The sequence below is a fragment of the Ilumatobacter fluminis genome (assembly GCF_004364865.1).
Classification (GTDB): domain Bacteria; phylum Actinomycetota; class Acidimicrobiia; order Acidimicrobiales; family Ilumatobacteraceae; genus Ilumatobacter; species Ilumatobacter fluminis.
In genome coordinates, this window is the sequence record NZ_SOAU01000001.1 from 542,781 (window position 1) to 566,453 (window position 23,673).

Genomic DNA, 23,673 nt, shown 5'->3' on the forward strand with positions numbered 1-23,673 from the left:
CCCGATCGTCCGAGGTCGCAACGGCCGAGGGCACACATCAACCAATAGGGGAGAACCAATGAGAAAGATGACAGCGCTCGCCGTTGCGGCCGCCGTGGCACTCAGCGCCTGCGGCTCCGACGACTCCGAGGACGACGCCTCCGAGGCCACCGACGCACCCGCGGAGGACGACGCTTCGGGCGACGACTCCGGTGATGCCGGTGACGATGCATCCGAGGCAACCGACGCACCCGCCGAGGGCGACGACGGTGAGATGGCCGAGGGCGAGGACATCACCCTCTGGCTGGCCGGCACCGACACCCCCGAGGTGGCCCTGACCTACCTCACCGACACCTACGCCGCGAACACCGGCGGCGAGCTGTCGATCGAACAGATCGGCTGGGGCGACCTCATCCCGTCGCTCACCGCCTCACTTCCCGACTCGTCGTCGACCCCCGACGTCTTCGAGACCGGCAACACCCAGACCGCCACGTTCACCGCGGTCGGCGCCTACAGCGACCTCACGCCGTACTACGAAGAGATGGGCGGCGACTCGCTGCTCCAGGGCTTCGTCGAAGCCGGCTCCGTCGGTGACGAGGTCTACTCGCTGCCGTACTACTTCGGTTCCCGCTTCGCCTGGTACCGCAAGGACCTCTACGAAGCAGCCGGCGTCGCCGAGCCGACCACGCTCCAGGAGTTCACCGACGTGAACGCCACCCTGAAGGAGTCGGGTTCGGGCGCGTACATCCCGGGCCAGGACTGGCGCAGCGGTATCGCGTGGATCTTCGCCAACGGCGGCGACCTCGCCACCTACGACGGCGGTGAGTGGACCGCCGCCCTGTCGACGCCCGAGTCGATCGCCGGCATGGAGATGTGGCAGGAGCTGTTCACGACCGCCTCGGTCGCCGGTCCGACCGACACCGACGCCACCGCCTACCAGGCGATCAACGACGACTTCCTCCCCGACACCGCCGTCGGCACCACGCTCGCCCCGAACTGGGCCTACTGGAGCCTCGGTGACATCTCGGAGAACGACGAGGGTGAAGCCGTGGCCACCTGGAACCCCGACACGTTCGGTGCCTACGCCCTGCCGGGCGTCGACGGTGGCGTCGCTCCGGTCTTCGCCGGCGGTTCGAACATCGGCATCTCGGCCGCTTCGGAGAAGCAGGAGTCGGCCCTCGAGCTGATGAAGATCATCTTCTCCGACGAGTACCAGACGCTCCTCGCCGAGAACGGCCTCGGCCCGGCCAACACCGACTTCGGTTCGGTGTACGTCGAGTCGGCCGCCGACCCGGCGATCGCCGAGATCTCGCTCGAGACGGCGGCCGCCGCCAAGCTGACCCCGGCCGCTCCGGGCTGGACGTCGGTCGAAGAGCAGCAGCTGCTCGAGCAGTACTTCCAGGCCGTCGCCGAAGGTGGCGACGTCGCGTCGCTCGCCGCCGAGTACGACGACCAGATCAACGCCGTGATCAACGGCTGATCCACCGAGCATCGTGCGGGTGGGACCATGTGTCCCACCCGCACGCGCTCACCGCATCCACCTCACTGCACCCACCCCCAGCCTCCCGAACGCCCAGCGACTGACAGAAAGGCCCGAGATGTCGATCGTCGCACCATCCGAACTCGACGCCACGTCGCCGCCACCGCAGCCGCAGGAGCGGAAGAAGCCGAAGCGCCGTCGGGCGCGTTCGCCGAAGCTGCCCTACGGGCTGATCGTGCCCGCCGTCGGCGCGCTCGTCGTCGGCCTCGCCTATCCGATGGGCTGGCAGATCCTCAACTCGATGCGCGAGTTCGGCCTGCGCCAGCAGTTCGGCGAAGCCGCCCCGTGGATCTGGTTCGACAACTACTCCACCCTCCTGAGCGACACCTTCTTCTGGACCGTCGTCCTCCGCTCGCTCGTGTTCATGGCCGCCACCGCCGCAGCGACGATGGTGATCGGCATCGGACTGGCCCTCCTCATGAAGGCCGCGCCGACGTGGGCGCGCCTCGTGCTGCAGAGCGCGCTCCTCCTCGCCTGGGCGATGCCGATCGTCGCCCAGATGACCGTGTTCAGCTGGCTGATCGACCCACGCAACGGTGTGCTCAACTACCTGCTCACCCAGTTGCCCGGCGTCGACATGATCGGTCACAACTGGCTCGAGGAGCCACTCAGCTTCTTCTTCGTCGCCTCGGTGATCATCACCTGGGCGTCGGTGCCGTTCGTCGCGATCTCGGTCTACGCCGCGCTCACCCAGGTGAGCGACGAGATCCTCGAGGCGGCACAACTCGACGGCGCCAATGCCCGACAGGCACTGGGGTACGTCATCATGCCCATCATCCGTCCCGTCCTCATCATCCTCCTGCTGCTGCAGTTCATCTGGGACCTGCGGGTCTACGCCCAGATCCAGCTGCTCCAGGATCTCGGACCCAAGGGCGACGACTACGACCTTCTCGGCACGTACATCTACGGTCTCGGCATCGGCCAGGGCCAGTTCGGTCTCGCCGCCGCCGCGGCGATGATCGTCTTGCTGATCACGCTCTGTGTCAGCGGGTTCTACGTGCGCGAGCTCCTCCGAGAGGACGCAGCCTGATGAACCGCCGATTCAAGCGCTACCTCGCCGCCGTCGCCGCGGTGCTCATCGCGATCGTCTGGGCCTTCCCGGTCTACTGGATGATCAACTCGTCGTTCCTCACGCCGCTCACCATCAGCGGCCTGACCCCGACGTTCCTCCCGTTCGACGGCACTCTCCAGAACTACCGCGACGTCACGGCCGACACCCCGTTCTTCGAGGCCCTCACCATGTCGATCATGGTGGTTGCCGTCGCGTTGATCGTGTGCCTTGCGTTCGCCACGCTGGCCGCACTCGCCATCTCCCGCTTCCGCTTCAAAGGCCGCAAGACCTTCGTCCTGACGGTCATCCTCGTCCAGATGCTGCCTGCCGAAGCGATGTTCATCGCCCAGTTCCAGATGATCTCCGAGCTGGGGTTGCTCAACTCGCTGGCCGGCGTCTCCATCATCTACGTCGCCATGGTCGTGCCGTTCACGATCTGGATGCTGCGCGGCTTCGTCGCCGGCGTACCGATCGAACTTGAAGAGGCGGCAATGGTCGACGGGTGCACCCGTCTCCAGGCGTTCCGACGGATCACGTTCCCGCTCATCGCCCCCGGTCTGGTCGCGTCCGGCGTGTTCGCGTTCATCCAGGTCTGGAACGAGTTCGCGCTGGCCTCGGTGCTCCTGACCGACGACGAGGTGCAGACGCTCCCGCTGTGGCTCCGCGACATCGCGCAACAGTCGAACCTCGGCGCCCCCGAGTGGGGCCAGATCATGGCCGGCTCGGTGCTCGTCGCCGTCCCCGTCATCATCTTCTTCGTGATCGTGCAGGGCCGCATGGCCCAAGGTCTCGTCGGCGGAGCGGTGAAGGGGTGACGGCCGGCACCCCGTTGTCGTCCCCGAACTCGACGCCGACGACAACCACGACAACGCCCACGACCACGCCTGACTCGACCGTCGTGACCGAGCAGCACTCGCCGGCGCTCGGCGTGCTGATGCCGGGCTTCGTCGGCACGACGCTGCCCGACTGGCTCGCCGAACTGCTCCGGCACGGCCTCGGTGGCGTCTGCCTGTTCGCCCACAACATCGTGTCACCGGCCCAGGTCGCCGCGCTCACCGGCGCCATTCGTGCCGCCAACCCGAACGCCATCGTGGCGATCGACGAAGAAGGCGGCGACGTCACGCGCCTGCACCAACACGACGGCTCACCGTTCCCCGGCAACGCCGTGCTCGGTCGCATCGACGACCTCGACGTCACCGTCGCCGTGGCTCGCGAGGTCGGCGCACAGCTCGCCGACGTCGGCATCCATCTCACGTTCGCGCCCGACGCCGACGTCAACTCGAACCCCGACAACCCCGTCATCGGTGTTCGCAGCTTCGGCGCCGACCCTGCCTCGGTCGCCGCGCACACGGCGGCGTGGACCAGCGGTGTGCAGGCCGCCGGTGTCGCGGCCTGCGCCAAACACTTCCCCGGCCACGGCGACACCTCGACCGACTCCCACGTGTCGGAACCGGTCGTGACCGCCGACGCCGCGACCATCATGAACCGTGAACTGGTGCCCTTCGTCGCTGCCGTCGAGGCCGGCACCCGGTCGATCATGACGTCGCACATCCGCGTCCCGGCGCTCGATCCCGACTCGGTCGCCACCTTCTCGACGACCATCCTCACCGATCTGCTTCGAGACCGTCTGGGGTTCGACGGGGTCATCGTCACCGACGCGCTCGACATGGTCGGCGCCTCCGGAACCCGAGGCATCCCGGCCGCCGCGGTCGAGGCCGTCGCCGCCGGCGCCGACCTGCTCTGTCTCGGACAGCGTGGGTCCGAGAGCGAGGTCGCCGAGATCGCCGAGGCACTGATGAGCGCCGACCGTGCCGGTCGACTACCGGCCGGCCGACTCGTCGCCGCCGCCGAGCGCTGTCTCGGCCTGGCCCAGTGGGCCGCCGAGCACCGCCCGGTCGATCGCTCGCACACCACCGCGACCTACGAACGCCTCACCGATCCGCAACGCCTGGCGGCATCGTTCACACTCTCCGAGCGCGCCCGCTCCGCGCTGGCCGCCGACACTCGGCCGGTCCGCTGGGTCCGGATCGACCCCGAACTCAACGTCGCCGTCGGCGTCACCCCGCTCGGGCCGTTCTTCGACGGCGGCGCCGTGCCGTCACTCGTCGTGCCAGTCGACGATCGTGCCGTGGCTGCCGAGTACGTCGCCGAGCCCGGCGTCACGACCCTCGTCGTCGGTCGCGAGTTCCATCGCGACCCCGGCGCGCTCGACGCGGCCATGGCGATCGCCGAACGATCGGAGGCGCTGATCGTCGACATGGGGTACGCCCACTCCGATCACGTCGACATCGCCACCTTCGGCGCATCTCGCCGCATCGGCGAGGCGCTGCTCCGACTCGTGGAAGAGTCGGCGTGAGGATCGGCATCGACATCGGCGGCACGAAGATCGAGGCCGTCGCCATCGACGACGACTTCGACGTGCTCGCCACGTTTCGAGCGCCGGTGCGCCCCGGTCCGAACGGCGTCACCGCCGGCGCCATCGAAGCCAGCGAGGCGGTCGCTCGCGCCGCCGGCGGCGAGATCGAATCGGTCGGCATCGGTGTGCCCGGCGCGATCCGGCGCGGCGTCGTCCGCAACGCCCGCAACCTCTGCATCGAATCGCTCGACCTCGAAACCGCGGTGCAGCAGGCGATCGGCGTCGAGGTGCGGGTCGCCAACGACGTCAACGCCGCCGCCGTCGGTGCATGGGGCCTGCGAGGTGCTTCCTCGAAGGCGTTCGCCTATCTCAACCTCGGCACCGGCTTGGCCGCCGGGCTCGTGGTCGACGGTCGCGTCTGGGAGGGCGCCCGAGGGCTCGCCGGCGAGATCGGCTACGTCTCCGCCGACCCCCACGGCCCCGGTCACGTCGACGGCCTCGCCGGCTCACTCGAGGGATACGCGTCCGGGTCGGGTGTCGTCGCCCAGTGGGGCGTCGAGGGTGCCACGGCGGTCGACGTGTTCCGAGCCGCCGCGGCCGGCAACACCCGAGCGATCGCGATCCGCGACGGCGTGTACTTCGGTGCGGCGAGCGCAGTCCGCGTGTTGGCGCTCACCTTCGATCCCGACACCGTCGTGGTCGGCGGTGGACTGACCCTGCTCGGCCGGCCGCTGTCCGACGGCATGGCGAAGCACTTCGCCGCCTGGTCCGAGGCATCGCCACTCATCGCGTCGCTCGAACTCGACGCCATCACCTCACTGCTCGCCGACGAACGACCCGTCCACGCCATCGGAGCTGCGATCATGGGAGAACGCCATGGCTGAAATCGTGATCGTCGACAACCCAGAGGACGGCGGCGAGCTCGTCGCCCGCCACATCGCGGCCCAGATCCGTGCCCGCCCCGAGTTCACCCTCGGGGTCGCCACCGGGTCGACCCCGCTGCCCGTCTACGCCGCCCTGCGACGCGAGTGCGACGCCGGCCTCGACGTGTCGAGTGTGAATGCGTTCGCGCTCGACGAGTACGTCGGTCTGCCCGACGATCACCCCGAGAGCTACCGCAGCGTGATCCGACGTGAGGTCACCGAACCGCTCGGCCTCGACCCGACACGGGTGCACGTGCCCGACGGCGACGAGGCGACGATCGAGACGGCGGGCGAGCGCTACGAAGCGCTCCTGGCGGCCAACGGTGGCGTCGACCTGCAGCTGCTCGGCATCGGCACCGATGGGCACGTGGGCTTCAACGAACCCGGCTCGTCGCTCGCCTCGGCGACGCGCATCAAGACGCTCACCGCGCAGACGCGAGCCGACAACGCCCGATTCTTCGACTCGCCCGAACAGGTGCCGACCCACTGCATCACCCAGGGCATCGGGACGATCCTCCGTGCCGACCATCTCGTGTTGTTGGCGTTCGGTGACGGCAAGGCCGACGCCGTCGCCGGCGCGGTCGAAGGGCCGGTCACCGCGTCGGTGCCCGGATCGTGCATCCAGCTCCACCGGCACGTCACCGTGGTCGTCGACGAACCTGCGGCGTCGCGGCTCGAGCGGTCGGACTACTACCGGTGGGTGTACGAGAACAAGCCGCACTGGCAAGGACTGTGACGATGCCCTCGACGCTGATCCACTCCGGCACGCTGGTCGACGCGAACGGTGAACGTCCTGGCTGGGTCCACGTCGACGGCGGACGGATCGTCTCGACCGGCGACCCGAGCGAGCAGGCCCCGTCGGCCGACCGTTCGGTCGACGCGACAGGGCGATATGTCACGCCCGGCTTCGTCGACATCCACGGCCACGGTGCCGGCGGCGCCCACTACCAGGACGGAACCGAGGAGGCGCTGGCGGCGCTCGCAGCGATGCGCCAGTTCGGTACGACGCGAGCCGTTGCATCGTTCGTCTCCACGACGATCGACCGCATGGTGCATTCGATCATCGGCGCGAGGTCGGCGATGGATCTCGACCCGGGGCTGCTCGGCGTCCATGTCGAAGGGCCGTTCATCGCCCCCGGCCGCAAGGGCGCCCACGACCGACGGGTGCTGTGCCACCCCGATCGCGAATCGGTCGACCGGCTGCTCGACGTCGCACCCGGGATCGTCCGGCAGATCACGATCGCGCCGGAGCTGCCCGGTGCCATGGAGGCGATCTCGCGATTCCTCGCGGCGGGCATCCCGGTCGCCGTCGGACACACCGACTGCGACTACGACGCCGCCCGCGAAGCCTTCGACCGGGGCGCCTCGTTGGTGACCCACGCCTTCAACGCCATGGCTCAGATCGAGGGTCGGTTCCCCGGTGTGCTCGGCGCAGCCGTCGCCGCCGAGCACGTCACGATCGAGGTGATCGCCGACGGCATCCACGTCCATCCGGCCTCGATCGCTCTGCTCTTCGCTGCCGCACCCGGCCGGATCGCTCTGGTCACCGATGCGATGGCCGGTGCCGGTGCGTCGGACGGCTGCTACACGCTCGGCTCGCTCGATGTCGACGTCGCCGACGGTCGAGCGGTTGTTGCCGGCACCGACACCCTGGCCGGTTCGACGCTCACGCCGGATCGTGCCCTTCGCACCGCGGTGCACGACTGCGGCATCGCGCTGCACGACGCTGTGGGCGCACTCACCGACACCCCGGCCAGGGCGATCGGTGAACAGAAGCCGGCCCTGCTCGTCTCGGGAGCTCCCGGCGATCTCGTGCTGCTCGCCGTCGACCTGTCCGTCGTCGACGTCCTGCTCGGCTGACGCCCGTCGGCGGAGTCCGGTGGGCCGAGTCCGTCTACTGGATCTGGTGGGCCCGGTCGCCGAGCTCGGCGAAGAACGGCTCGACGTTGTGCTTCTTCGCGGTGTCCTGCTTCATCGCCCGGAGCCCGACCCGATCGGTGCGCCACGCTCCGCCGCCGAAGTCGAGCAGCAGGTGTCGCAGGTGGGTGCCGGCCCCGTAGTCCTCGTCGACCCAGTGCACCTGGAAGTCGCGCGCGGGCGCGGTGTGGAGCAGGGCCTTGGGCCGATCCCGCCAGTTCCGGCTGCCGTAGACGATCTGGTCGTCGGTGAGGGCGAGGAACGTCTTGTCCTGGAACTGGCCGACCTTGTCGTCGTCGTCGAGTCCGAGCTCGGCCGCCTTGTTGCGGATGATCTCGACACCGGAGAAGTTCATGTTGGTGTTCATGCCCGGAGCGTGGGTGTTCTGCGGCGCCCAGGTCTGTGTGACGAGGTAGGAGACGAGGGTCTCGCCCGGTGCGTGCTCGCCGAGCCAGGCCTGACAATGCTCTTCCTTGAACGCCATGCGTCGACCGTAGCCCGGCCCGGCCCGAGGCCAGGACGGCGCCCGGTCAGCGGGTCACCAACCGTCTGATGCGCTAGCCCGACCGGATACGCGACGGCGTCATGACGAGGAGGACGAACGTGTCCGGCGCCTCTGCCCAGGCGTCGTAGGTCGCCTTGCGGCTCGGGTCGTCGAGGTCCCAGTAGCGGCGGGCGAGCCGGAGTGCGAGTTCGCCGGCGCCTGGACCACCGATCGTGACGTCGCCGTCCCACGCGATCCAGGCTTCGGGTTCGTCGACGGTGTTGTGGATGACGAGGGAAGCGGCGGGACGGTCGCGGAGCCGGTCGACCTTCTTGCTGTCGCCGGCGGCGAACATGCGCACGACCTCACCGTCCCAGTCGAACCAGACCGGCACGCCGATCGGAGAGCCGTCGTCGCGCACCATCACGAGCGTCGCAACGCGAGGCCCCTCGAGCAGGAACGCCTTCGCTTCATCGATCATCAGCACGCGACTGTAGGTGAGCCGACGGTGTTGCCACTCGGTCCCTCCGGGTTCGATCGGTGGGGAGGGATGCGCGTCCGCCACCGGACTCGGTGGGCTCGAAACGTTCGGCGACCCGGCGCGCCCTCCGCTTCCTGCACTGGGTCGCCAATAGCCATCGGGCCCACGAACGGTCCTGACATCAGGTGCGCCAGAGTTTGCGACGTGTCGGGTTCCTGCCTGCTCTTCCTTGTCTTGGCGATGCTCGCGACCTTCTTCGTTCGTGAAGCCGTCATCGGGATCAGGAACTGGTCGGACGACGGTGCGCTGATCCGATCGCGGTGTGGCAACAGTCAGGCCGCATGGCTGCGCCGCATCTCGATACCGCTCGCGGTCGTCCTCGTGCCCATCAGCATCGCCGGTCTGGTCGTCTGCCTCTCCTGACGGCCGCTCGTGACCCCCAAAGGACGATCGGCCCGACTCGACCTGCCCGGGTCAGGTCACCCGGCCAGTACGGAAGGCGAAGGCGGCGAGTTCGACGCGGTTGCGGGCGCCGAGCTTGGTGAGGATCGCGTTGACATGGGTCTTCACGGTGGCGACCGACAGGTGGAGGAGTTCGGCGATCTCGGCGTTGGTATGGCCGGCGGCGACGAGGGCGACGACGTCCTCCTCGCGTTCGGTGAGCGCGTCGAACGGCTCCTGCGTCGGTGCGGCCGGGTCGGGTGCCGCCGCCAATCGGCGCAACAGGCGACCGGTGATCTCGGGGGCCACGAGGCCGTCCCCCGACGCCGCTGCACGAACCGCCTCGATCACCAACGCCGCACTCGCGCTCTTCAGGAGGAACCCGACCGCTCCGGCCGACAGTGCGTCGTCGACGACCCGGTCCTCGTCGAACGTGGTGACGATCACCACCTGCGCCCCGCCGCTGCCGAACTCGCGTCGCAACTCGACGCACGCCTCGACGCCGCCGAGTCGCGGCATGCGCACGTCGAGCAGACACACGTCAGGCCGGACGCGGTGTGCCGCCTCGACCGCTTCCCGACCGTCGGCTGCGGTCGCAACGACCTCGATGTCGTCGGCTCGGGAGAGCATCAACGCCAACCCGTCGCGCGCCATCTCCTGGTCGTCGGCGATCAGGACCCGGATCACGTGTCCGACCTCCCCGTCGGCAGCCGCGCCTCGACGCGCCACCCACCCGTCGGCGTCGGACCGGACGTACAACTCCCGCCGATCAGCTCGGCACGCTCGCCCATGCCGCGCAGCCCGAATCCGGTCGTGCCCGATGCCGGTCGTGACCGTGAGCCGTCGTCGGTGATCGTCATGGTGAGTTCGTCGCCCTCGCATCGGACGTCGACCTGAATCCGGGTGGCGCCGACGGCGTGCCGCCGACAGTTGGTCACGGCTTCGCGGGCGATTCGGAACACGGCGCCGGTGACGGCTTGCCCCGGCCGACCGAGATCGTCGTCGACCGAGACCAGGACCGGAGGGGTGCCGTCGGGGCCGAGGAACTCGGCGAGGTCGGACAAGTCCGTGCCGACGGCGAGTGATTCGTCGTCGCGGAGGATCCGGACGATCTGGCGCATCTCGTCGAGCGCAGACGAGGCGGCGTCGTGGATGCCGGCGAGGGACCGGTCGACGTCGGCGTGATCGTCATCGAGGGTCGCCCGGGCTCCTTCGGCGCTCATTGCGATGGCCGACACGTGGTGGGCGACCACGTCGTGGAGCTCTCGGGCGATGCGTTCCCGCTCGGCGGTGCGCACCTGTTCGGCCTTGGCGGCCTCGGCCTGTCGCCGCCACCGGATGGCGAGCGCCGTCGCCATCGCCAGCGCCCACACCGACAGGAGGAACACCACGTCGCCGACGGTGCGGTCGTCGGCCAGTCCCTCGACCGCCACCGCCGTGGCGGATCCCAGCACGCCGACACCGGCGACCGTGCGGCGGTCACCGGCGTACGCGACGTCGGCGAGGACGAGCGCGACGACCACGAACTGGCCGAACGGCACCTGCCCGGGTGAGTCGACCACCTCGGCCCCGAACGCAACCGCTGCGAGGGCACCGAGCGCTGTGACGGCGCCCAGCGGTCGGGTGTGCTCGCGGCTGACGAGCGCCGCCACTGCCACGACGGCCGACAGCGCGGTCCACGGTTGCCACGGCTCGATCCCCTCGGGCACGTCGGCGATCGCGATCAGCAGTGCCAAGACCGCTCCGCCGATTCGCCACACATGGTGCACCTCGTCGAGCGTAGGCGTGCCACGCCGGTCGGGACATCGATCGAACGGTTGATTGCCACGCCGATCGATCGATCGGTCGCAGGTGGCGCAGAACGATCGTCGGGCCGATGTGCGGCCGACGTCTCGGCGTCAGGCTCGGATCCCATGCTCGAACGATTCATCACCGGGGCGCGAACCCTCACATGGCTCCTCGCCGCCGCCGTCGCTGCCTGCATGGCCTCCGAACGTCTGTACTGGTACTGGGGTGGCATCGGCCCCGACTCGTTCGGCGTGCTCGGCTCCTTCTACGCCGTCGCCACGGCAGTCGCGTTCGCCGCCCTCGCCACCATCCGGTCGTCGGGATGGCGCACCGTCGTCCTCGGTGGCGCATTGTTCGCACTGATCGTCGAAGGGATCATCACCCCCGTCATGTACGAGGACGGTCCGCTGCCGGTGTTGTTCTTGATGTTCGTCGGCTGGCACGGCGTGCTCGCCTTCGGGGTGTTCGTCGTCTGGTTCCGCCGCCTGGCACTCGACCGGCGGCGACTCGCACTCACCGCGTCGGCCGCCACCGTCGGCGTCGGCTGGGGAGTGTGGGCACTCGCGAGTTCGGTCACCGACCGCGAGACTGCCGAGGAGATGGCGCTCGACGGCGGGTCGTCCGAGGTGCTCGACCCGGCAGCGTTTCTCGAATACGGGCTCTGGGTCGCCCTGACCCTGGTGCTGGCGCACTTGGTCATGGACCGGTGTTGGCCGGCCGTGGGCTGGCGGATGAGCCGGGCCGGTCTGGTGACGACCGGCCTCGCCACCACGTTCCTGGCGCTCACGATGGTGGTGCCGGCGGTCTTCTGGGCGCCACTCAAGCTCGCCGCCATCGGCTGGGTCCTCTGGAAGATCGCCCGCCGCCACGACGCGGTGGGTGGATCGACCGTGGTCGATGCGCTCGCAGGACGGATCCGAGTCCGTGATCTTGTCCCTCTCGCGATCATGCCGCTCACCGCTGCCGCTACGTACAACGCCCTCTGGCCGCTACGCGACCATGATTCGATGGAGGCTGTTTTCTGGTCGGCGATCTGCGCCCAGGTGCTCGTCGGCGTCGTCGCTCTGGCTCGCAGCGTTCGCCCGTCGGCCGACGACCGCCATCGACATGCGGAACCCGTCACCGTCTGACGGCCCGGCGACTGCCGCAGCGACAGGTGTTGGGGCAGACTGTGGACGGTCGAGGCGAACACCATGGGATCCGAGTTGCACATCGAGCGGCGGGACGCCGGCACGGGAAACCGCGCCCAGATCCCCGAATCCGAGTGGCTCGAGTTCGTGGGCTCGTCACCCGACTTCGAGCTCCGCGACACGTTGACCGCCACCAGTTCGCGCGGCGACGAGGCGACCGTCGCGGGGCCGTTCGGATGCTGGACGGGACATCCCGTCGTCGCCGAGGTGCCGTTCCGATGGTGGGCCGGTCGAGTCGCCGTGGCGTTCGACGATGAGCATGCGCTGACCGGTGCGCTGCTCGTCGCCGCAGCGCTCGACGCGTCGGTGTCCGACGACGACGGCAACGTCTACGAGGCGCCCGAGCCCGACTGGCAGTTCCCCGCCTCGGACGAACCGCGACCCGATCCGGTCGCCGCCGACACGCCGAGCTTCGACTCGCCACCCGAACGCGACGAGGTGGCGTTCGACTTCGACGGTGAGCCGACCTTCTGGGACCGGGTCCGTCAGTGGTTCGGTCGACGTCGGTCGCCCTGAGCAGCGAGCGAGCGAGGCACGACTTCGAGTGCGCGACAATCGACGGTCGATGAGCGACCTCCGAGATCACGCCCTCGCTTGCCTCCGGGCCGACCGGATCATGGCCGTCCTGCGGCAGATCCCACGCGAACACCTCGTGCCGTTGTGCGACCTCCTCGTCGAGCGGGGCGTGCGCTCGCTCGAGATCACCCACGACTATCCCGGCACCGTCGACGACGTCGCCTTCCTCGTCGACCGGTTCGGCGACGAAGCATCGGTCGGCGTCGGGACCACGTGGACGATCGAGCAGGCCGAGTCGGCAGCGGCTGCGGGCTCGACGTTCTGCGTGCTCCCGGGCATCGACGTCGCCACGGCCGAGCGCAGCGCCGAACTCGGCATGCTCACCCTGCCGGGGGTGCAGACGCCGGCCGAGATCCAGACCGCGATCCGCCACGGGGCCGACGTGCTCAAGTTCTTCCCGGCCGACCCGCCCGGCCCTGCCTGGCTCGCCCAGGTCGCCCCGGCCTATCGGCAGCGTCCGTTCATGGCGACCGGTGGCGTCTCGACCCAGAACATGCAGGCGTTCTACGACGCCGGCGCGATCGCCGTCGGCATGGGCGACAGCCTGTTCGGCTCGTACGACGATCTCGCGACGGCACGAACGATGATCGACGCCGCCGTGGCCGTCGCCCGTCGAGACGACTGACGAGGTCAGGCCGTCGGCGGTGAGCCGTCGTCCACCGAATCGGCAGGGCCGAGCCGGCGCAGCGCCCAGGCTCCGAGCAACGGGCCCGGGGCGAGGACGGCGAAGGCTGCCCACCAGCTGACGTGATCGCGGAGCCACGGCACGATCCAGATCGTGGCGACCGTGAGCAGGAAGCCGAGAGCGAGCTGCACGGTGAGCGCGGTGCCGACGAAACGCTGATCGCAGCGCTCGCTCACGATCGCCGAGAACTGCGCCGAGTCGGCCACCACGCTCACACCCCACAGCACCGCCAGCACGACGATGACCGACAGGGGGATCCCCGGCGCGCCGATGATCAGCGCGATCGTGCCCGACATGAGCATCGCCGCCATGGCAGCTCTCGCCTTGCCGACACGGTCGCCCCACCTGCCGGCGATCACGCTGCCGACGGCCCCGGCAGCGATCACCACGAACGCCACGGCCGACGGGTCGAGGCCCGACCCGTCGGCGTCGAAGCGGTCGGCGAGGAACAGCGGGACCCAGGCCCACATCGCGTACAGCTCCCACATGTGGCCGAAGTAGGCGACGGTCGAGATCCGGACGTCACGGTCGCGCAACGCCACCCACGCCTCCCGCCACCGGAAGTCGGTCGCCGGGAACGGAAACGGCCCGACGGCGACGAACACGCCGACGATGCCGCCGCCCAGCACCGTCAAGAGTGAGGTGGCGACGAGCACCGAGTCCCAGTCGGCGCCACCGACCGCGTTGACGAGATGAGGTGCTGCGCTGCCGACCGTCAGCGCAGCGATCAGCACACCCATCGCGAAGCCGCGGCCGGCACGGAACCAGCTCGCCACGAGCTTCATCGCCGGTGGATAGACACCGGCGAGGAACACACCGGTCAGGAATCGGAGGGCCACGGCGGGGGCGTACGCGTCGGCGAGCACGATCGCGGCGTTGGCCGCGGCCGCGAGCAGTGCGGCGCCGAGCACCAGGGTCGGTGGTGCGATCCGGTCGGCCAGGCCGAGCGCGGCCGAGACGAGGGCGCCGACGACGAAGCCGAGCTGCAGCACGATGATGAGCACCGACGCCGACCCGGTCGACAACGCCCATCGGTCGGTCAGGGTCGGCAGCACCGCCGAGGTGCTGAACCACGTCGTCATCGCCAGCATCAACCCGACGGCGAGCACCGTCAGGGTCTGCGTGCGTCGCCGGGGTGCAAGGCCCGGGCTGGCGCTCCTGGGAGGAGGAAGCGCGTCGTCCGGAACGATCGCCGCGGCAGAGGTCGGGTTTCGTCGCGGCTCGGGCACGGCGGGTCTAACCCGCGCGGCGGCCCGCTGCTTCCCGAACGAGCGACGGATTCGGCAGGGTCAGCGCTCGACGATCTTGGCCAGGCTGCGCATCGCCAGCTTGAAGCCCATTGCGCTCAGCTTGGCGATCACCGGCGCCGTGAAGCCGGGCGCGTACGGCACGGTGACGTCCTCGAGCCAGACGACGGCGGTGCCCGAACCCTCCGGCACGACCGTGAAGCCGGCCCGACCCGTCAAGACCGGACCCAGTTTCTCGACCTCGCAGGCACCGATCGACTCCTCGTCGTCCCACGTGCACCGGGCGACCCGCATCCGGTCCTCGAGCGTGAGCGGGCCGTAGCCGGTGAAGGCCGTCAGCTCGGCCCCGACGGCCGTCGCGTCTCCGGGCGCGACGTCCATGCGCGTGGCGGGGATCCAGTCGCCGTGGCCGTTCCAGTCGATCATCTCGTCCCACACCCGGCGCGGTGGAGCGTCGAAGCTCGTCCTGACCTCGAATCGCACAGCAGCCGACATGACCAGTGCTACGGAATCGGACCGCTCGCGGGATGCGCGCCGCCCCGAGACCTGGGACTCAGTTGCGGCGCTCGAGGATCGAGCAGTAGTTGGCGACACCGGAGCCGCCCATGTTGAACACGCAGCCGAGTTCGGCGTCGGCCTTCTGGAGATCGCCGGCCTCGCCGTTGAGCTGCATCGCCGACATGACGTGCATCGACACGCCGGTCGCGCCGACCGGGTGTCCCTTCGCCTTCAGGCCGCCCGACAGGTTGATCGGCAGGTCGCCGTCGGGGAAGACGGTGCCCTGCTCGAGCGCCGAGGCACCCTTGCCCTTGGGCGCCAGACCCATCGCCTCGTAGACGAGCAGCTCGGCGATCGTGAAGCAGTCGTGGATCTCGGCGAAGTCGAGGTCGTCGACCTGGATGCCGGCTCGGTCGAACGCCGAGCCGAACGCCCTGGCCGGCCCTTCGAAGTCGGTGAGCTTGCGGCGCGACATCGGGAGCACGTCCTGGACGTGGGCCGTCGAGCGGAAGCGGACGGCACGGTCGTACTGCTTGGCGACGTCGTCGGAGGCGATCACGATCGCGGCGGCGCCGTCGGAAATGAGGGAGCAGTCGGTGACGCGGAGCGGGTCGGCGACGATCGGGTTCTTCTCGGACACGGTGTTGCAGAACTCGAAGCCGACGTCCTTGCGCATGTGCGCCAGCGGGTTCTTCACCCCGTTGGCGTGGTTCTTCGCGGCGATCGTGGCGAGCGTCGACGAGTGGTCGCCGAACTCGTCGAAGTAGGCCTGCGCGAACTGGGCGAAGATCTGCGGGAACGACAGGCCGCCCTCTTCCTTCTGGTACGACGCACCACCGAGTGCGGCGGCCACGTCGGCGGTGCTGTTGTTCGTCATCTTCTCGGCGCCGACGACGAGGACGATTTCGGCGTCGCCCGCCTTGATCGCATTGATGGCGTTGTAGATCGCCGCCGATCCCGACGCGCACGCGTTCTCGACGCGGGTCGCCGGCTTCCAGCGGAGGCCTTCGTCGGCCTGGATCGTCAGCGAGGCCGGAAAGCCGTCGGCGACGAGCCCGCTATTGAAGTGGCCGAGCCACGTGGCGTCGATCTCGTTCGAGGAGATGCCGGCGTCCGCGATCGCGCCGCGTGCGACGCTGATGATCATCTCTTCGAGGGTGTCGTCGCGGCGGCCGAACGGCAGATGCGACCAGCCGATGATGCTCGGGTTCATGAGTGCTCCGTCTCGTCGTCGCCCAACGCGTCGCCGGGCGTCACGACCCCCTTGGTAGTCGCCCACCCGACGACCAGCCAACTCCAGTTCTCGGCGGCTGTGGGCCGGGATACCGGACGGTGGCCGCCGAGATCTGATGGTGATACGACCTCAGGTCGTTCTCGGCGGTTGTGGTCCGGGATTTCGGACTACAGCCGCCGAGAACGCTGGGGTGGAGATCTCAGCCGATGCAGCCGTTCAGGGCCTCGCCGATGGTCTCGAGCACGTCGGCGTCGACGTCGTCGGGATCGACGGCGTTCGCGAAGTCCTCGACGTCGGAGAGCGAGATGCTGCCGGCGACCTTGTCGGCGACGCAGGCGGCCTCGTCCTCCGGCGCGCCCTGGTCGACGAACGCCTGAGCGATCTGCTCCGCCGAGGCACCGCCGCCACCCGAATCATCGTCTCCACCGCAGGCGGCGAGGGGCAGTGCCAACGCCGCCAGGGTGATCGTCATCGTCGTGAGCGTCTTCATGGGTTTCCTCCACTGGTTCGGTCACCCCGTCGGTGACCACACGAGCGACGGTACGGACGACGCCCCACCCCGGGCATCGGGAGGATTCCCGAACCGAACCACCGACCCCGGCGTGCGTCGTCGCCCGCTGGGAGAGCGGACCGGGTCGTTGCATAGGTTGGGCGCGGTGGCCGACGTCGACGACGACCGTCCGCCGGCGGGGGCGGGCCGGCTCGAGAGCGCGTGGCTCGTCGTCGCTCTCGTCATGGCTGCCGCGTGTGTGGCCCAGGCGTTCGGGCGCTTCACCTGGGGTGTGGTGCTCCCCGGTGCTCGTGACGACGTGCTCGGCGGGTCGAACACCCTCGCCGGGTTCTTCGGCACGCTGAACGTCACCGCCTACATGATCGGCACGCTCGCCGTCTCGTGGGCGTCGAGCCGGTTCAGCCTCGTGCAACTGATGCGCATCGGGCTGTCGATCTCCACCACCGCGCTGGCGCTCGCCGCATTCGCACCCAGTGGCCCGGTGCTCGGTATCGCACTGTTCGCGATGGGCCTCGGTGGTGCCACGATCTGGATCCCGTCTCCGGCGATCTCCGCCCGTGCGCTGCCCCCGGATCGAGCCGGCATGGCGGTCGGGCTGGTCGGCTCCGGGATCGGGGTCGGGCTCGTCTTCGCCGGTCAGCTGTCCGCCTTCCTCGATCGTCGCAGCGACGCACCCGACCTCTGGCAGACCGTGTACCGGGTCGAGTTGGCGATCGCCGTCGTCGTGCTGATCGGTGCCTTCACGCTGCTGCGTTCGCGTGGCGACCGCCCGGCGCTGAGCGGTGGGTTCGGCGGCGTCGCCGCGCTGAAGACCGTCCGGGGCTGGATCCCGCTCACGATCTGCTACGCCGCCTTCGGCTTCGCGTACATCCTGGTGCTCGCCTTCCTCGTCGCCCGCCTGGAGGACGACTCGGGTTTCTCATCGGGTGCGGCGACGGCGACGTTCTCCCTGGTCGGCGCCGGCTCGGTGTTCGGCGGGATGCTGCTCGGTCCTCTGTCCGACCGGATCGGTCGTCGGGTCGCGCTCACCGCAGCCTTCACCATCTTCGCCGGGTGCGGTCTCCTCGTGCTGACCGGCAGTCAGCCGTCGGTGGCGATCGCGGCGATCGGCGTCGGCCTCATGTTCTCGGGGATGCCGGCGCTGATCATCGCCCACATCGTCGATCACACCGACACCGACAACTACGGGCCGGCGTTCAGTGCCGCCACGCTCGCGTTCGGGGTCATGCAGATGATCTCCCCGCAGATCGGCGGAGCGATCGCCGACGCGCTCGGCTCGTTCACCTGGGTCTTCGTACTCTCGGCCGTCGTCTCGGTTGCCGGCGCCGTCTCGGCGAGCCGACTGCCGCGCTGATCCTGGTGCCGTTCAGCTCATGTAGCGGCCGGCGTCGGGCGCTCGGTACACCTCGGTGTGGTCGGGCGGGAGCGGCTCGTTGCCGAGGATCAAGTCGGCGGCCCGCTCGGCGATCATCATGGTCGGGGCGTAGATGTTGCCGTTGCTGACCGCCGGCATGACCGACGCGTCGACGGCGTACAAACCCTCGGTGTGGTGCACTTGCATCGTGTCCGGGTCGACGACCGCCATCGGATCGGACACCGGCCCCATCTTCGCGGTGCACGACGGGTGGAGTGCGGTCTCGGCGTCGCGGCGGACCCAGTCGAGGATCTCCTCGTCGGTCTCCACGGACGGCCCCGGTGAGATCTCGCCGCCGTCGTACGGCGCGAACGCCGGCTGGCTCAGGATGTGACGGGTGGTGCGGATCGCCTCGATCCACTCCCGCCGGTCGTCCTCGGTCGACAGGTAGTTGAACCGCACGGCCGGGTGCTCGCGCGGGTCGGTCGATCGGATCTTCACGGTGCCGCGGACGTCGCTGTACATCGGGCCGACGTGCACCTGGTAGCCGTGCCCGCCCTCGGGCGACGACCCGTCGTAGCGGATCGCGATCGGCAGGAAGTGGAACATCAGGTTCGGGTACTCGACGTCGTCGTTGCTGCGCACGAACGCCCCGGCCTCGAAGTGGTTGGTCGCCGCCGGTCCGCGTCGGAACAGCCACTGCAGTCCGATGAACGGGCGGCGCCACGTCGCGTTGTACGGCTGCATCGAGACCGGCTGCGTGCACGCGTGTTGCACGTACACCTCGAGGTGGTCCTGCAGGTTCTCGCCCACGCCGGGCACCTCGGCCACGACGTCGATCCCGAGCGATTCCAGATGGTCGCGTTCGCCGACGCCGCTCAACTGCAACAGCTGCGGTGTGTTGAACGCCCCGCCGCAGCACACGACGTTCGACGCTCGCACCGTGTGGGTGCGCCGTCCGCGTCGGTACTCGACGCCGACGGCGCGGTTGCCCTCGAACAGGATCTTGTTCGCCTGGGCGAGGGTGCGCACGGTCAGGTTCGGTCGGTCGAGCACCGGGTGCAGGTACGCCCGTGCCGCGCTGAGGCGGCGGCCCCTGGTCATGTTCTTGTCGAACACGGCGAAGCCTTCCTGGCGGAACCCGTTGACGTCGCTGGTCGACGCGAACCCCGCCTGCGGTCCGGCTTCGAGCCAGGCCCGGAAGAGGGGAGTGCTGGCGGGCCCGGTTTCGAGCTGCAGCGGCCCGTCGTCGCCACGCCACGCGTCACCGCCGAGGAGGCGATGCTCCATCCGCTTGAAATAGGGGAGGCAGTGGGCGTAGTCCCACTGCTCCAGCCCGGGCGTGGCGCCCCACTTGTCGAAGTCCATCGGGTTCCCCCGCTGGAAGATCATCCCGTTGATGCTCGACGACCCGCCGAGCACCTTGCCGCGAGCGTGATAGACCCGCCGCCCGTTCATGTGCGGCTCGGGCTCGCTCTCGTACTTCCAGTCGTAGAAGCGGCTACCGATGGGGAAGGTGAGCGCGGCCGGCATGTGGATGAAGACGTCCCACTTCCAGTCGGTCCGTCCGGCCTCGAGCACGAGCACCCGGTTCGACGGGTCGGCGCTCAACCGGTTGGCCAGCGCACACCCGGCGCTGCCGCCGCCCACGATCACGTAGTCCCAGGGCCGGTCGTCGTCACCGGCGCCGCGTCGAAGCCGGTCGAGCATCTTCATGAGGCACTCCGCAGGATCTTGTCCATCGCCTTGCCCTTGGCGAGCTCGTCGATCAGCTTGTCGGCGTAGCGGATTTCCTGCATCAGCGGTTCTTCGACGTTCTCGACCCGAACCCCGCACACGACGCCGGTGATCCGGTGGCGATCGGGGTTGAGGGGCGCTGTATCGAAGAAGGTGCGGAAGTCGGTCTCGTCGGCCAGGTGACGATCGAGCGTCGCCTGATCGAAGCCGGTGAGCCAGCGCAGGATCTCGTCGACCTCGTCCTTCGTGCGGCCCTTCCGTTCGGCCTTCGCCACGTAGTGCACGTACACGCTCGCCACGCTCATCGAGTAGATGCGGTGCTCGTCAGGCATGGCGATTCACCGTACCGAGACCAGCCCGTCGTGCGGCGCGCAGCCTCGCCGCGGGAAACGGCTGGCTCGGGGCCGGCCCGAACGTCCTCGGCTACGTTCGGTCGAATGACCTCCCTCGTTCGTTCTCAGCCACGCAAGCTCGGCAACCTCCCCGTGGTCGGCCCCATCGCTTACGGCCAGTGGCGGCTCGAATCGCAGGAAGTCGACCGGGCGCGAGAACTCGTCGAGGCGGCGCTCGAAGCAGGCATGAACCTGATCGACACCGCCGACATCTACGGGTTCGACGGACAGCACGGGTTCGGCGACGCCGAGCAGATGCTCGGCGCCGTCCTCGCCTCGACGCCCTCGCTTCGCGACCGGATGGTGCTCGCGACCAAAGGCGGAATCACACCGCCGACGCCCTACAACTCGTCACCTGAGTGGCTCACGACAGCTTGCGAGGCGTCCCTTCGTCGCTTGCAGACCGATCGAATCGACCTCTACCAGGTTCATCGGCCGGACAGCTACACCCATCCAGAAGCGGTCGCTGAGACGCTCACGAACCTTCGAGAGAGCGGCAAGGTGCGTGAGGTCGGCGTCTCGAACTACACCGTGCGGCAGACGGAGGCGCTGCAGCGCTTCCTCGACTTTCCGTTGGCCACGACGCAACCCGAGTTCTCGGCGGTCGAGCTCGGACCGATGCGCGACGGCACCCTCGACTACAGCATGGCCAATGGGACGGTACCCCTGGCGTGGAGTCCGCTGGCGGGAGGAGCGCTCGCCACGGGGCACGGACTCTCGAGCGAGCTGCTCGACGTCCTCGACCGGCTCGCCGAGCGCGAGGGGCTCGAGCGGTCGCACATCGCCCTCGCCTTCGTGCTGTCTCACCCTGCAGGCGTCATCCCGATCGTCGGAACGCAGAAGGTTGCCCGCATCGGGGCTTCACTCCGAGCGCTGGACGTGCACCTCGACCGAGAGGACGTCTATGCGATCGTCCAGGCATCGGACGGCGCTCCGCTGCCGTAGACGTCGCTGAACCGGATCGATTCAGGCCCAAGGTACGGGCTATGACCCCACAGCCAAGTTGCCCATGGTTGCCCGACGAGGAGTGTGCTTTCGTGGTGTCATGAAACGAGGCGAGGTGATCCGCTACGGGGTGATCGGCACCGGAATGATGGGGGTCGAGCACATCGAGAACATCAATGCCCTCGACGAAGCGGTCGTCACGGCGGTGTCCGACACGAACGCCGACTCGCGGGCTCGCGGCGTTCAGGCAGCCGATGGCGAGGTGGCGGCGTTCGAGGACCACGTCGACCTGCTCGACAGCAAGCTGTGCGATGCCGTCGTCATCGCGACGCCCAACTTCACTCACGTCGACGTACTGGCCGACGTTCTCCAACGACCGGTGCACGTGCTGATCGAGAAGCCGCTCTGCACCACCGTCGAAGACTGTGAGCGCATCCTCGCCCTCGCCGCCGATCGACCAGACGGGGTCGTCACCTGGATGGCGATGGAGTACCGCTACATGCCGGCCGTCGCTGCTCTCGTCGAACACGTCCACGACGGCGCCGTCGGTCAGCCGCGCATGGTCGCCATCCGCGAGCATCGGTTCCCGTTCCTGCAGAAGGTCGGTGACTGGAACCGGTTCAGCGAGAACACCGGCGGCACCCTCGTCGAGAAGACCTGCCACTACTTCGACCTGATGAACCTCGTCCTGCGAGAGCGACCGGTCCGCGTGATGGCGTCGGGAGCACAAGACGTCAACCATCTCGACGAGGAATACGACGGTCGTACGCCCGACATCCTCGACAACGCCTTCGTGATCGTCGACTACCCGAGCGGGGCACGCGCGCTGCTCGACCTGTGCATGTTCGCCGAGGCGACCGACGAGCAGGAAGAGATGTCGGTCGTCGGCGCGCGCGGCAAGGTCGAGGCCCGCATGCCGTCGAACACCGTCCACCTCGGACGACGCGGTGAGCACTTCATCGGCAACGTGGAGAAGTCGACCGCCGGCGACGATCGCATCACCTACCAAGGGCTCCACCACGGCTCCAGTCTCATCGAGCACGTGGAGTTCGCCGAGGCGATCCGTACGGGCGGTCAGCCGGCCGTGACCCTCGACGACGGTTACTGGGCCGTGGCGATGGGGGCTGCGGCACACCGCAGCATCGACCTCGGCCGACCGGTCGAACTGTCCGAGATCATGCAACGAGACGACGACCGGGAGGCCGTGCGATGACCGTCGAGATGTCCTGGTTCAGCGCCCTGTGCGACGACGACTACGAGTTCCTCGGGGTGCCCGATCCCGATCTCGCCAGCTCGTTCGAGCACTGCCGCAACATCGTGCTGACGGCCGACCGCTACGGCTACGACAACGTCCTGCTGCCGTCGGGCTACGCACTCGGCATCGACAACACGGCCTTCGCCGCCGGCATGGCATCGATGACGTCGATGCGCATGCTGCTCGCCGTCCGCTGCGGTGAGCTGATCGTGCCGCAGCTCGCCCGCCAGGTCGCGACGCTCGACCAGATGATGGGCGGCCGCCTGACCATCAACATCATCTCGTCCGACCGCCCGGGCGAACAGCTCGAGAGCGAGCCGCGCTATCGCCGCTCGACCGAGATCATGTATTGCCTCCGCGAGCTGCTCGACGGCAAACCCGTCGACTTCCACGGTGAGCACGTCGACCTGTCGGTCGATCCGCCTCGTGCTCGCACCGTCAGCGGACGCAGCCCGCTCTTCTACTTCGGCGGTTTGTCGCCCGCCGCACGTGAGTGCGCCGCACGCGGTGCCGACGTGTTCTTGATGTGGCCGGACACGACCGACAAGGTCCTGGCGGTCAAGGCCGACATGGATGCCCGAGCCGCCGAGTACGGCCGCACCCTGCGCTACGGGTGGCGATCGCACGTCATCGTTCGTGAGACCGAGGACGAGGCGCGTGCCGCCGCACGTCGCCTGCTGTCTCGCCTCGACGTCGAGACCGGTGAGGCGATCCGCAAGCAGTCGCTCGACTCGACGTCGGCGGGTGTGGCGAACCAGGCGGCACTGCGCGAATCGTCGGACGACGAGGGCTACGTCGAGCGCCACCTCTGGACCGGCGTCGGCCGAGCCCGGTCGGGCGCAGGAGCGGCGATCGTCGGTGACCCCGACCAGGTGCACGCCAAGATCGAAGAACTGATCGACGCCGGCATCGAGTCGTTCATCTTCTCCGGCTATCCCCACGCCGCCGAATGCGACCTGTTCGCCCGGCACGTCCTCGGACGCATCGACCACGGAGCACTCCGATTCGACCCGCACCCGGTCGCAGTCGTCTGACGCCCCGAACGTTCGACGACCGCACCGCAACCCCCCGCAGCATCCTCACGGGCCT

Annotated in this window: 25 protein-coding genes; 15 read left to right on the plus strand and 10 right to left on the minus strand. The window is 69.0% G+C overall.

Going from position 1 to position 23,673, the window contains the following annotated elements:
* Nucleotides 1–58: 58 nt before the first annotated feature.
* The 7 genes from BDK89_RS02390 to nagA all read left to right on the plus strand — a co-directional run bounded on the left by BDK89_RS02390 (nucleotide 59) and on the right by nagA (nucleotide 7,709).
* Entirely contained in the window at nucleotides 59–1,459 is a 1,401-nt protein-coding gene (locus tag BDK89_RS02390) for an extracellular solute-binding protein (RefSeq protein ID WP_133867434.1), read from the plus strand.
* A 118-nt stretch (nucleotides 1,460–1,577) separates the two neighbouring features.
* Complete coding sequence (locus BDK89_RS02395) at nucleotides 1,578–2,549, plus strand: carbohydrate ABC transporter permease (RefSeq protein ID WP_133867435.1); 972 nt, start codon at nucleotides 1,578–1,580, stop codon at nucleotides 2,547–2,549.
* Nucleotides 2,549–3,385, plus strand: coding sequence for a carbohydrate ABC transporter permease (locus BDK89_RS02400; RefSeq protein ID WP_133867436.1), 837 nt, complete (start codon nucleotides 2,549–2,551; stop codon nucleotides 3,383–3,385). The genes BDK89_RS02395 and BDK89_RS02400 overlap by 1 nt, the downstream gene beginning before the upstream one ends.
* An 83-nt stretch (nucleotides 3,386–3,468) precedes the next feature.
* Entirely contained in the window at nucleotides 3,469–4,926 is a 1,458-nt protein-coding gene (locus BDK89_RS02405; RefSeq protein ID WP_208293934.1) for a glycoside hydrolase family 3 protein, read from the plus strand.
* Nucleotides 4,923–5,810: an ROK family protein gene (locus tag BDK89_RS02410; RefSeq protein ID WP_166657329.1), complete on the plus strand. Its 888-nt coding sequence runs from the start codon at nucleotides 4,923–4,925 to the stop codon at nucleotides 5,808–5,810. Before BDK89_RS02405 ends, BDK89_RS02410 begins: the two co-directional genes overlap by 4 nt.
* On the plus strand, nucleotides 5,803–6,585 hold the full coding sequence (nagB, locus tag BDK89_RS02415; protein WP_133867437.1) for a glucosamine-6-phosphate deaminase: 783 nt from the start codon (nucleotides 5,803–5,805) through the stop codon (nucleotides 6,583–6,585). Before BDK89_RS02410 ends, nagB begins: the two co-directional genes overlap by 8 nt.
* Before the next feature lie 2 nt (nucleotides 6,586–6,587).
* Complete coding sequence (nagA, locus tag BDK89_RS02420) at nucleotides 6,588–7,709, plus strand: N-acetylglucosamine-6-phosphate deacetylase (RefSeq protein ID WP_208293935.1); 1,122 nt, start codon at nucleotides 6,588–6,590, stop codon at nucleotides 7,707–7,709.
* Between the two features lie 34 nt (nucleotides 7,710–7,743).
* Here the strand turns inward: nagA and BDK89_RS02425 are convergent, their stop codons facing one another.
* Both BDK89_RS02425 and BDK89_RS02430 read right to left on the minus strand, forming a co-directional pair.
* Nucleotides 7,744–8,250 (minus strand): hypothetical protein, encoded by a 507-nt coding sequence (locus BDK89_RS02425; RefSeq protein ID WP_133867439.1) that lies wholly within the window; start codon nucleotides 8,248–8,250, stop codon nucleotides 7,744–7,746.
* Nucleotides 8,251–8,323: 73 nt separating this feature from the next.
* Nucleotides 8,324–8,731, minus strand: coding sequence for a pyridoxamine 5'-phosphate oxidase family protein (locus tag BDK89_RS02430; protein WP_133867440.1), 408 nt, complete (start codon nucleotides 8,729–8,731; stop codon nucleotides 8,324–8,326).
* A 204-nt stretch (nucleotides 8,732–8,935) separates the two neighbouring features.
* Here BDK89_RS02430 and BDK89_RS02435 point away from each other — a divergent pair, with 204 nt between their 5' ends.
* The gene (locus BDK89_RS02435; RefSeq protein ID WP_133867441.1) at nucleotides 8,936–9,154 is read left to right on the plus strand and encodes a hypothetical protein; all 219 of its coding nucleotides are present in this window, start codon (nucleotides 8,936–8,938) and stop codon (nucleotides 9,152–9,154) included.
* Nucleotides 9,155–9,205: 51 nt separating this feature from the next.
* On the opposite strand, the gene BDK89_RS02440 is transcribed toward BDK89_RS02435, so the two are convergent.
* On the minus strand, nucleotides 9,206–9,859 hold the full coding sequence (locus BDK89_RS02440; protein ID WP_243839077.1) for a response regulator transcription factor: 654 nt from the start codon (nucleotides 9,857–9,859) through the stop codon (nucleotides 9,206–9,208).
* Nucleotides 9,856–10,941, minus strand: coding sequence for a sensor histidine kinase (locus tag BDK89_RS22325; RefSeq protein WP_133867443.1), 1,086 nt, complete (start codon nucleotides 10,939–10,941; stop codon nucleotides 9,856–9,858). Before BDK89_RS22325 ends, BDK89_RS02440 begins: the two co-directional genes overlap by 4 nt.
* Before the next feature lie 144 nt (nucleotides 10,942–11,085).
* Here BDK89_RS22325 and BDK89_RS02450 point away from each other — a divergent pair, with 144 nt between their 5' ends.
* The 3 genes from BDK89_RS02450 (at nucleotide 11,086) to BDK89_RS02460 (ending at nucleotide 13,351) form a co-directional block, all read left to right on the plus strand.
* Nucleotides 11,086–12,090, plus strand: a complete 1,005-nt coding sequence (locus BDK89_RS02450; protein WP_133867444.1) for a hypothetical protein — start codon at nucleotides 11,086–11,088, stop codon at nucleotides 12,088–12,090.
* A gap of 63 nt (nucleotides 12,091–12,153) precedes the next feature.
* Nucleotides 12,154–12,666, plus strand: a complete 513-nt coding sequence (locus tag BDK89_RS02455) for a hypothetical protein (RefSeq protein ID WP_133867445.1) — start codon at nucleotides 12,154–12,156, stop codon at nucleotides 12,664–12,666.
* A gap of 49 nt (nucleotides 12,667–12,715) precedes the next feature.
* Nucleotides 12,716–13,351, plus strand: a complete 636-nt coding sequence (locus BDK89_RS02460; RefSeq protein WP_133867446.1) for a bifunctional 4-hydroxy-2-oxoglutarate aldolase/2-dehydro-3-deoxy-phosphogluconate aldolase — start codon at nucleotides 12,716–12,718, stop codon at nucleotides 13,349–13,351.
* A gap of 5 nt (nucleotides 13,352–13,356) precedes the next feature.
* Here BDK89_RS02460 and BDK89_RS02465 read toward each other — a convergent pair whose 3' ends face one another.
* The 4 genes from BDK89_RS02465 to BDK89_RS02480 all read right to left on the minus strand — a co-directional run bounded on the left by BDK89_RS02465 (nucleotide 13,357) and on the right by BDK89_RS02480 (nucleotide 16,880).
* On the minus strand, nucleotides 13,357–14,640 hold the full coding sequence (locus BDK89_RS02465) for an MFS transporter (RefSeq protein ID WP_341785675.1): 1,284 nt from the start codon (nucleotides 14,638–14,640) through the stop codon (nucleotides 13,357–13,359).
* Nucleotides 14,641–14,700: 60 nt separating this feature from the next.
* Nucleotides 14,701–15,153, minus strand: coding sequence for an SRPBCC family protein (locus BDK89_RS02470; protein ID WP_133867447.1), 453 nt, complete (start codon nucleotides 15,151–15,153; stop codon nucleotides 14,701–14,703).
* Nucleotides 15,154–15,211: 58 nt separating this feature from the next.
* Nucleotides 15,212–16,369, minus strand: a complete 1,158-nt coding sequence (locus tag BDK89_RS02475) for an acetyl-CoA acetyltransferase (protein WP_133867448.1) — start codon at nucleotides 16,367–16,369, stop codon at nucleotides 15,212–15,214.
* 220 nt (nucleotides 16,370–16,589) lie between these two features.
* On the minus strand, nucleotides 16,590–16,880 hold the full coding sequence (locus tag BDK89_RS02480) for a hypothetical protein (RefSeq protein ID WP_133867449.1): 291 nt from the start codon (nucleotides 16,878–16,880) through the stop codon (nucleotides 16,590–16,592).
* A 166-nt stretch (nucleotides 16,881–17,046) separates the two neighbouring features.
* Between BDK89_RS02480 and BDK89_RS02485 the strand changes: the two genes are divergently transcribed.
* The gene (locus BDK89_RS02485) at nucleotides 17,047–18,255 is read left to right on the plus strand and encodes an MFS transporter (RefSeq protein WP_166657330.1); all 1,209 of its coding nucleotides are present in this window, start codon (nucleotides 17,047–17,049) and stop codon (nucleotides 18,253–18,255) included.
* A gap of 12 nt (nucleotides 18,256–18,267) precedes the next feature.
* Here BDK89_RS02485 and betA read toward each other — a convergent pair whose 3' ends face one another.
* Together betA and BDK89_RS02495 are read right to left on the minus strand one after the other, a co-directional pair.
* Nucleotides 18,268–19,965 (minus strand): choline dehydrogenase, encoded by a 1,698-nt coding sequence (betA, locus tag BDK89_RS02490; RefSeq protein WP_133870946.1) that lies wholly within the window; start codon nucleotides 19,963–19,965, stop codon nucleotides 18,268–18,270.
* Between the two features lie 2 nt (nucleotides 19,966–19,967).
* Nucleotides 19,968–20,324, minus strand: a complete 357-nt coding sequence (locus tag BDK89_RS02495) for a DUF2200 domain-containing protein (protein WP_133867451.1) — start codon at nucleotides 20,322–20,324, stop codon at nucleotides 19,968–19,970.
* A 105-nt stretch (nucleotides 20,325–20,429) separates the two neighbouring features.
* Here BDK89_RS02495 and BDK89_RS02500 point away from each other — a divergent pair, with 105 nt between their 5' ends.
* The 3 genes from BDK89_RS02500 to BDK89_RS02510 all read left to right on the plus strand — a co-directional run bounded on the left by BDK89_RS02500 (nucleotide 20,430) and on the right by BDK89_RS02510 (nucleotide 23,618).
* On the plus strand, nucleotides 20,430–21,329 hold the full coding sequence (locus tag BDK89_RS02500; protein ID WP_133867452.1) for an aldo/keto reductase: 900 nt from the start codon (nucleotides 20,430–20,432) through the stop codon (nucleotides 21,327–21,329).
* A 100-nt stretch (nucleotides 21,330–21,429) separates the two neighbouring features.
* Complete coding sequence (locus tag BDK89_RS02505; RefSeq protein ID WP_133867453.1) at nucleotides 21,430–22,542, plus strand: Gfo/Idh/MocA family protein; 1,113 nt, start codon at nucleotides 21,430–21,432, stop codon at nucleotides 22,540–22,542.
* An 8-nt stretch (nucleotides 22,543–22,550) separates the two neighbouring features.
* Nucleotides 22,551–23,618, plus strand: a complete 1,068-nt coding sequence (locus BDK89_RS02510) for an LLM class flavin-dependent oxidoreductase (RefSeq protein WP_133867454.1) — start codon at nucleotides 22,551–22,553, stop codon at nucleotides 23,616–23,618.
* Nucleotides 23,619–23,673: the final 55 nt, after the last annotated feature.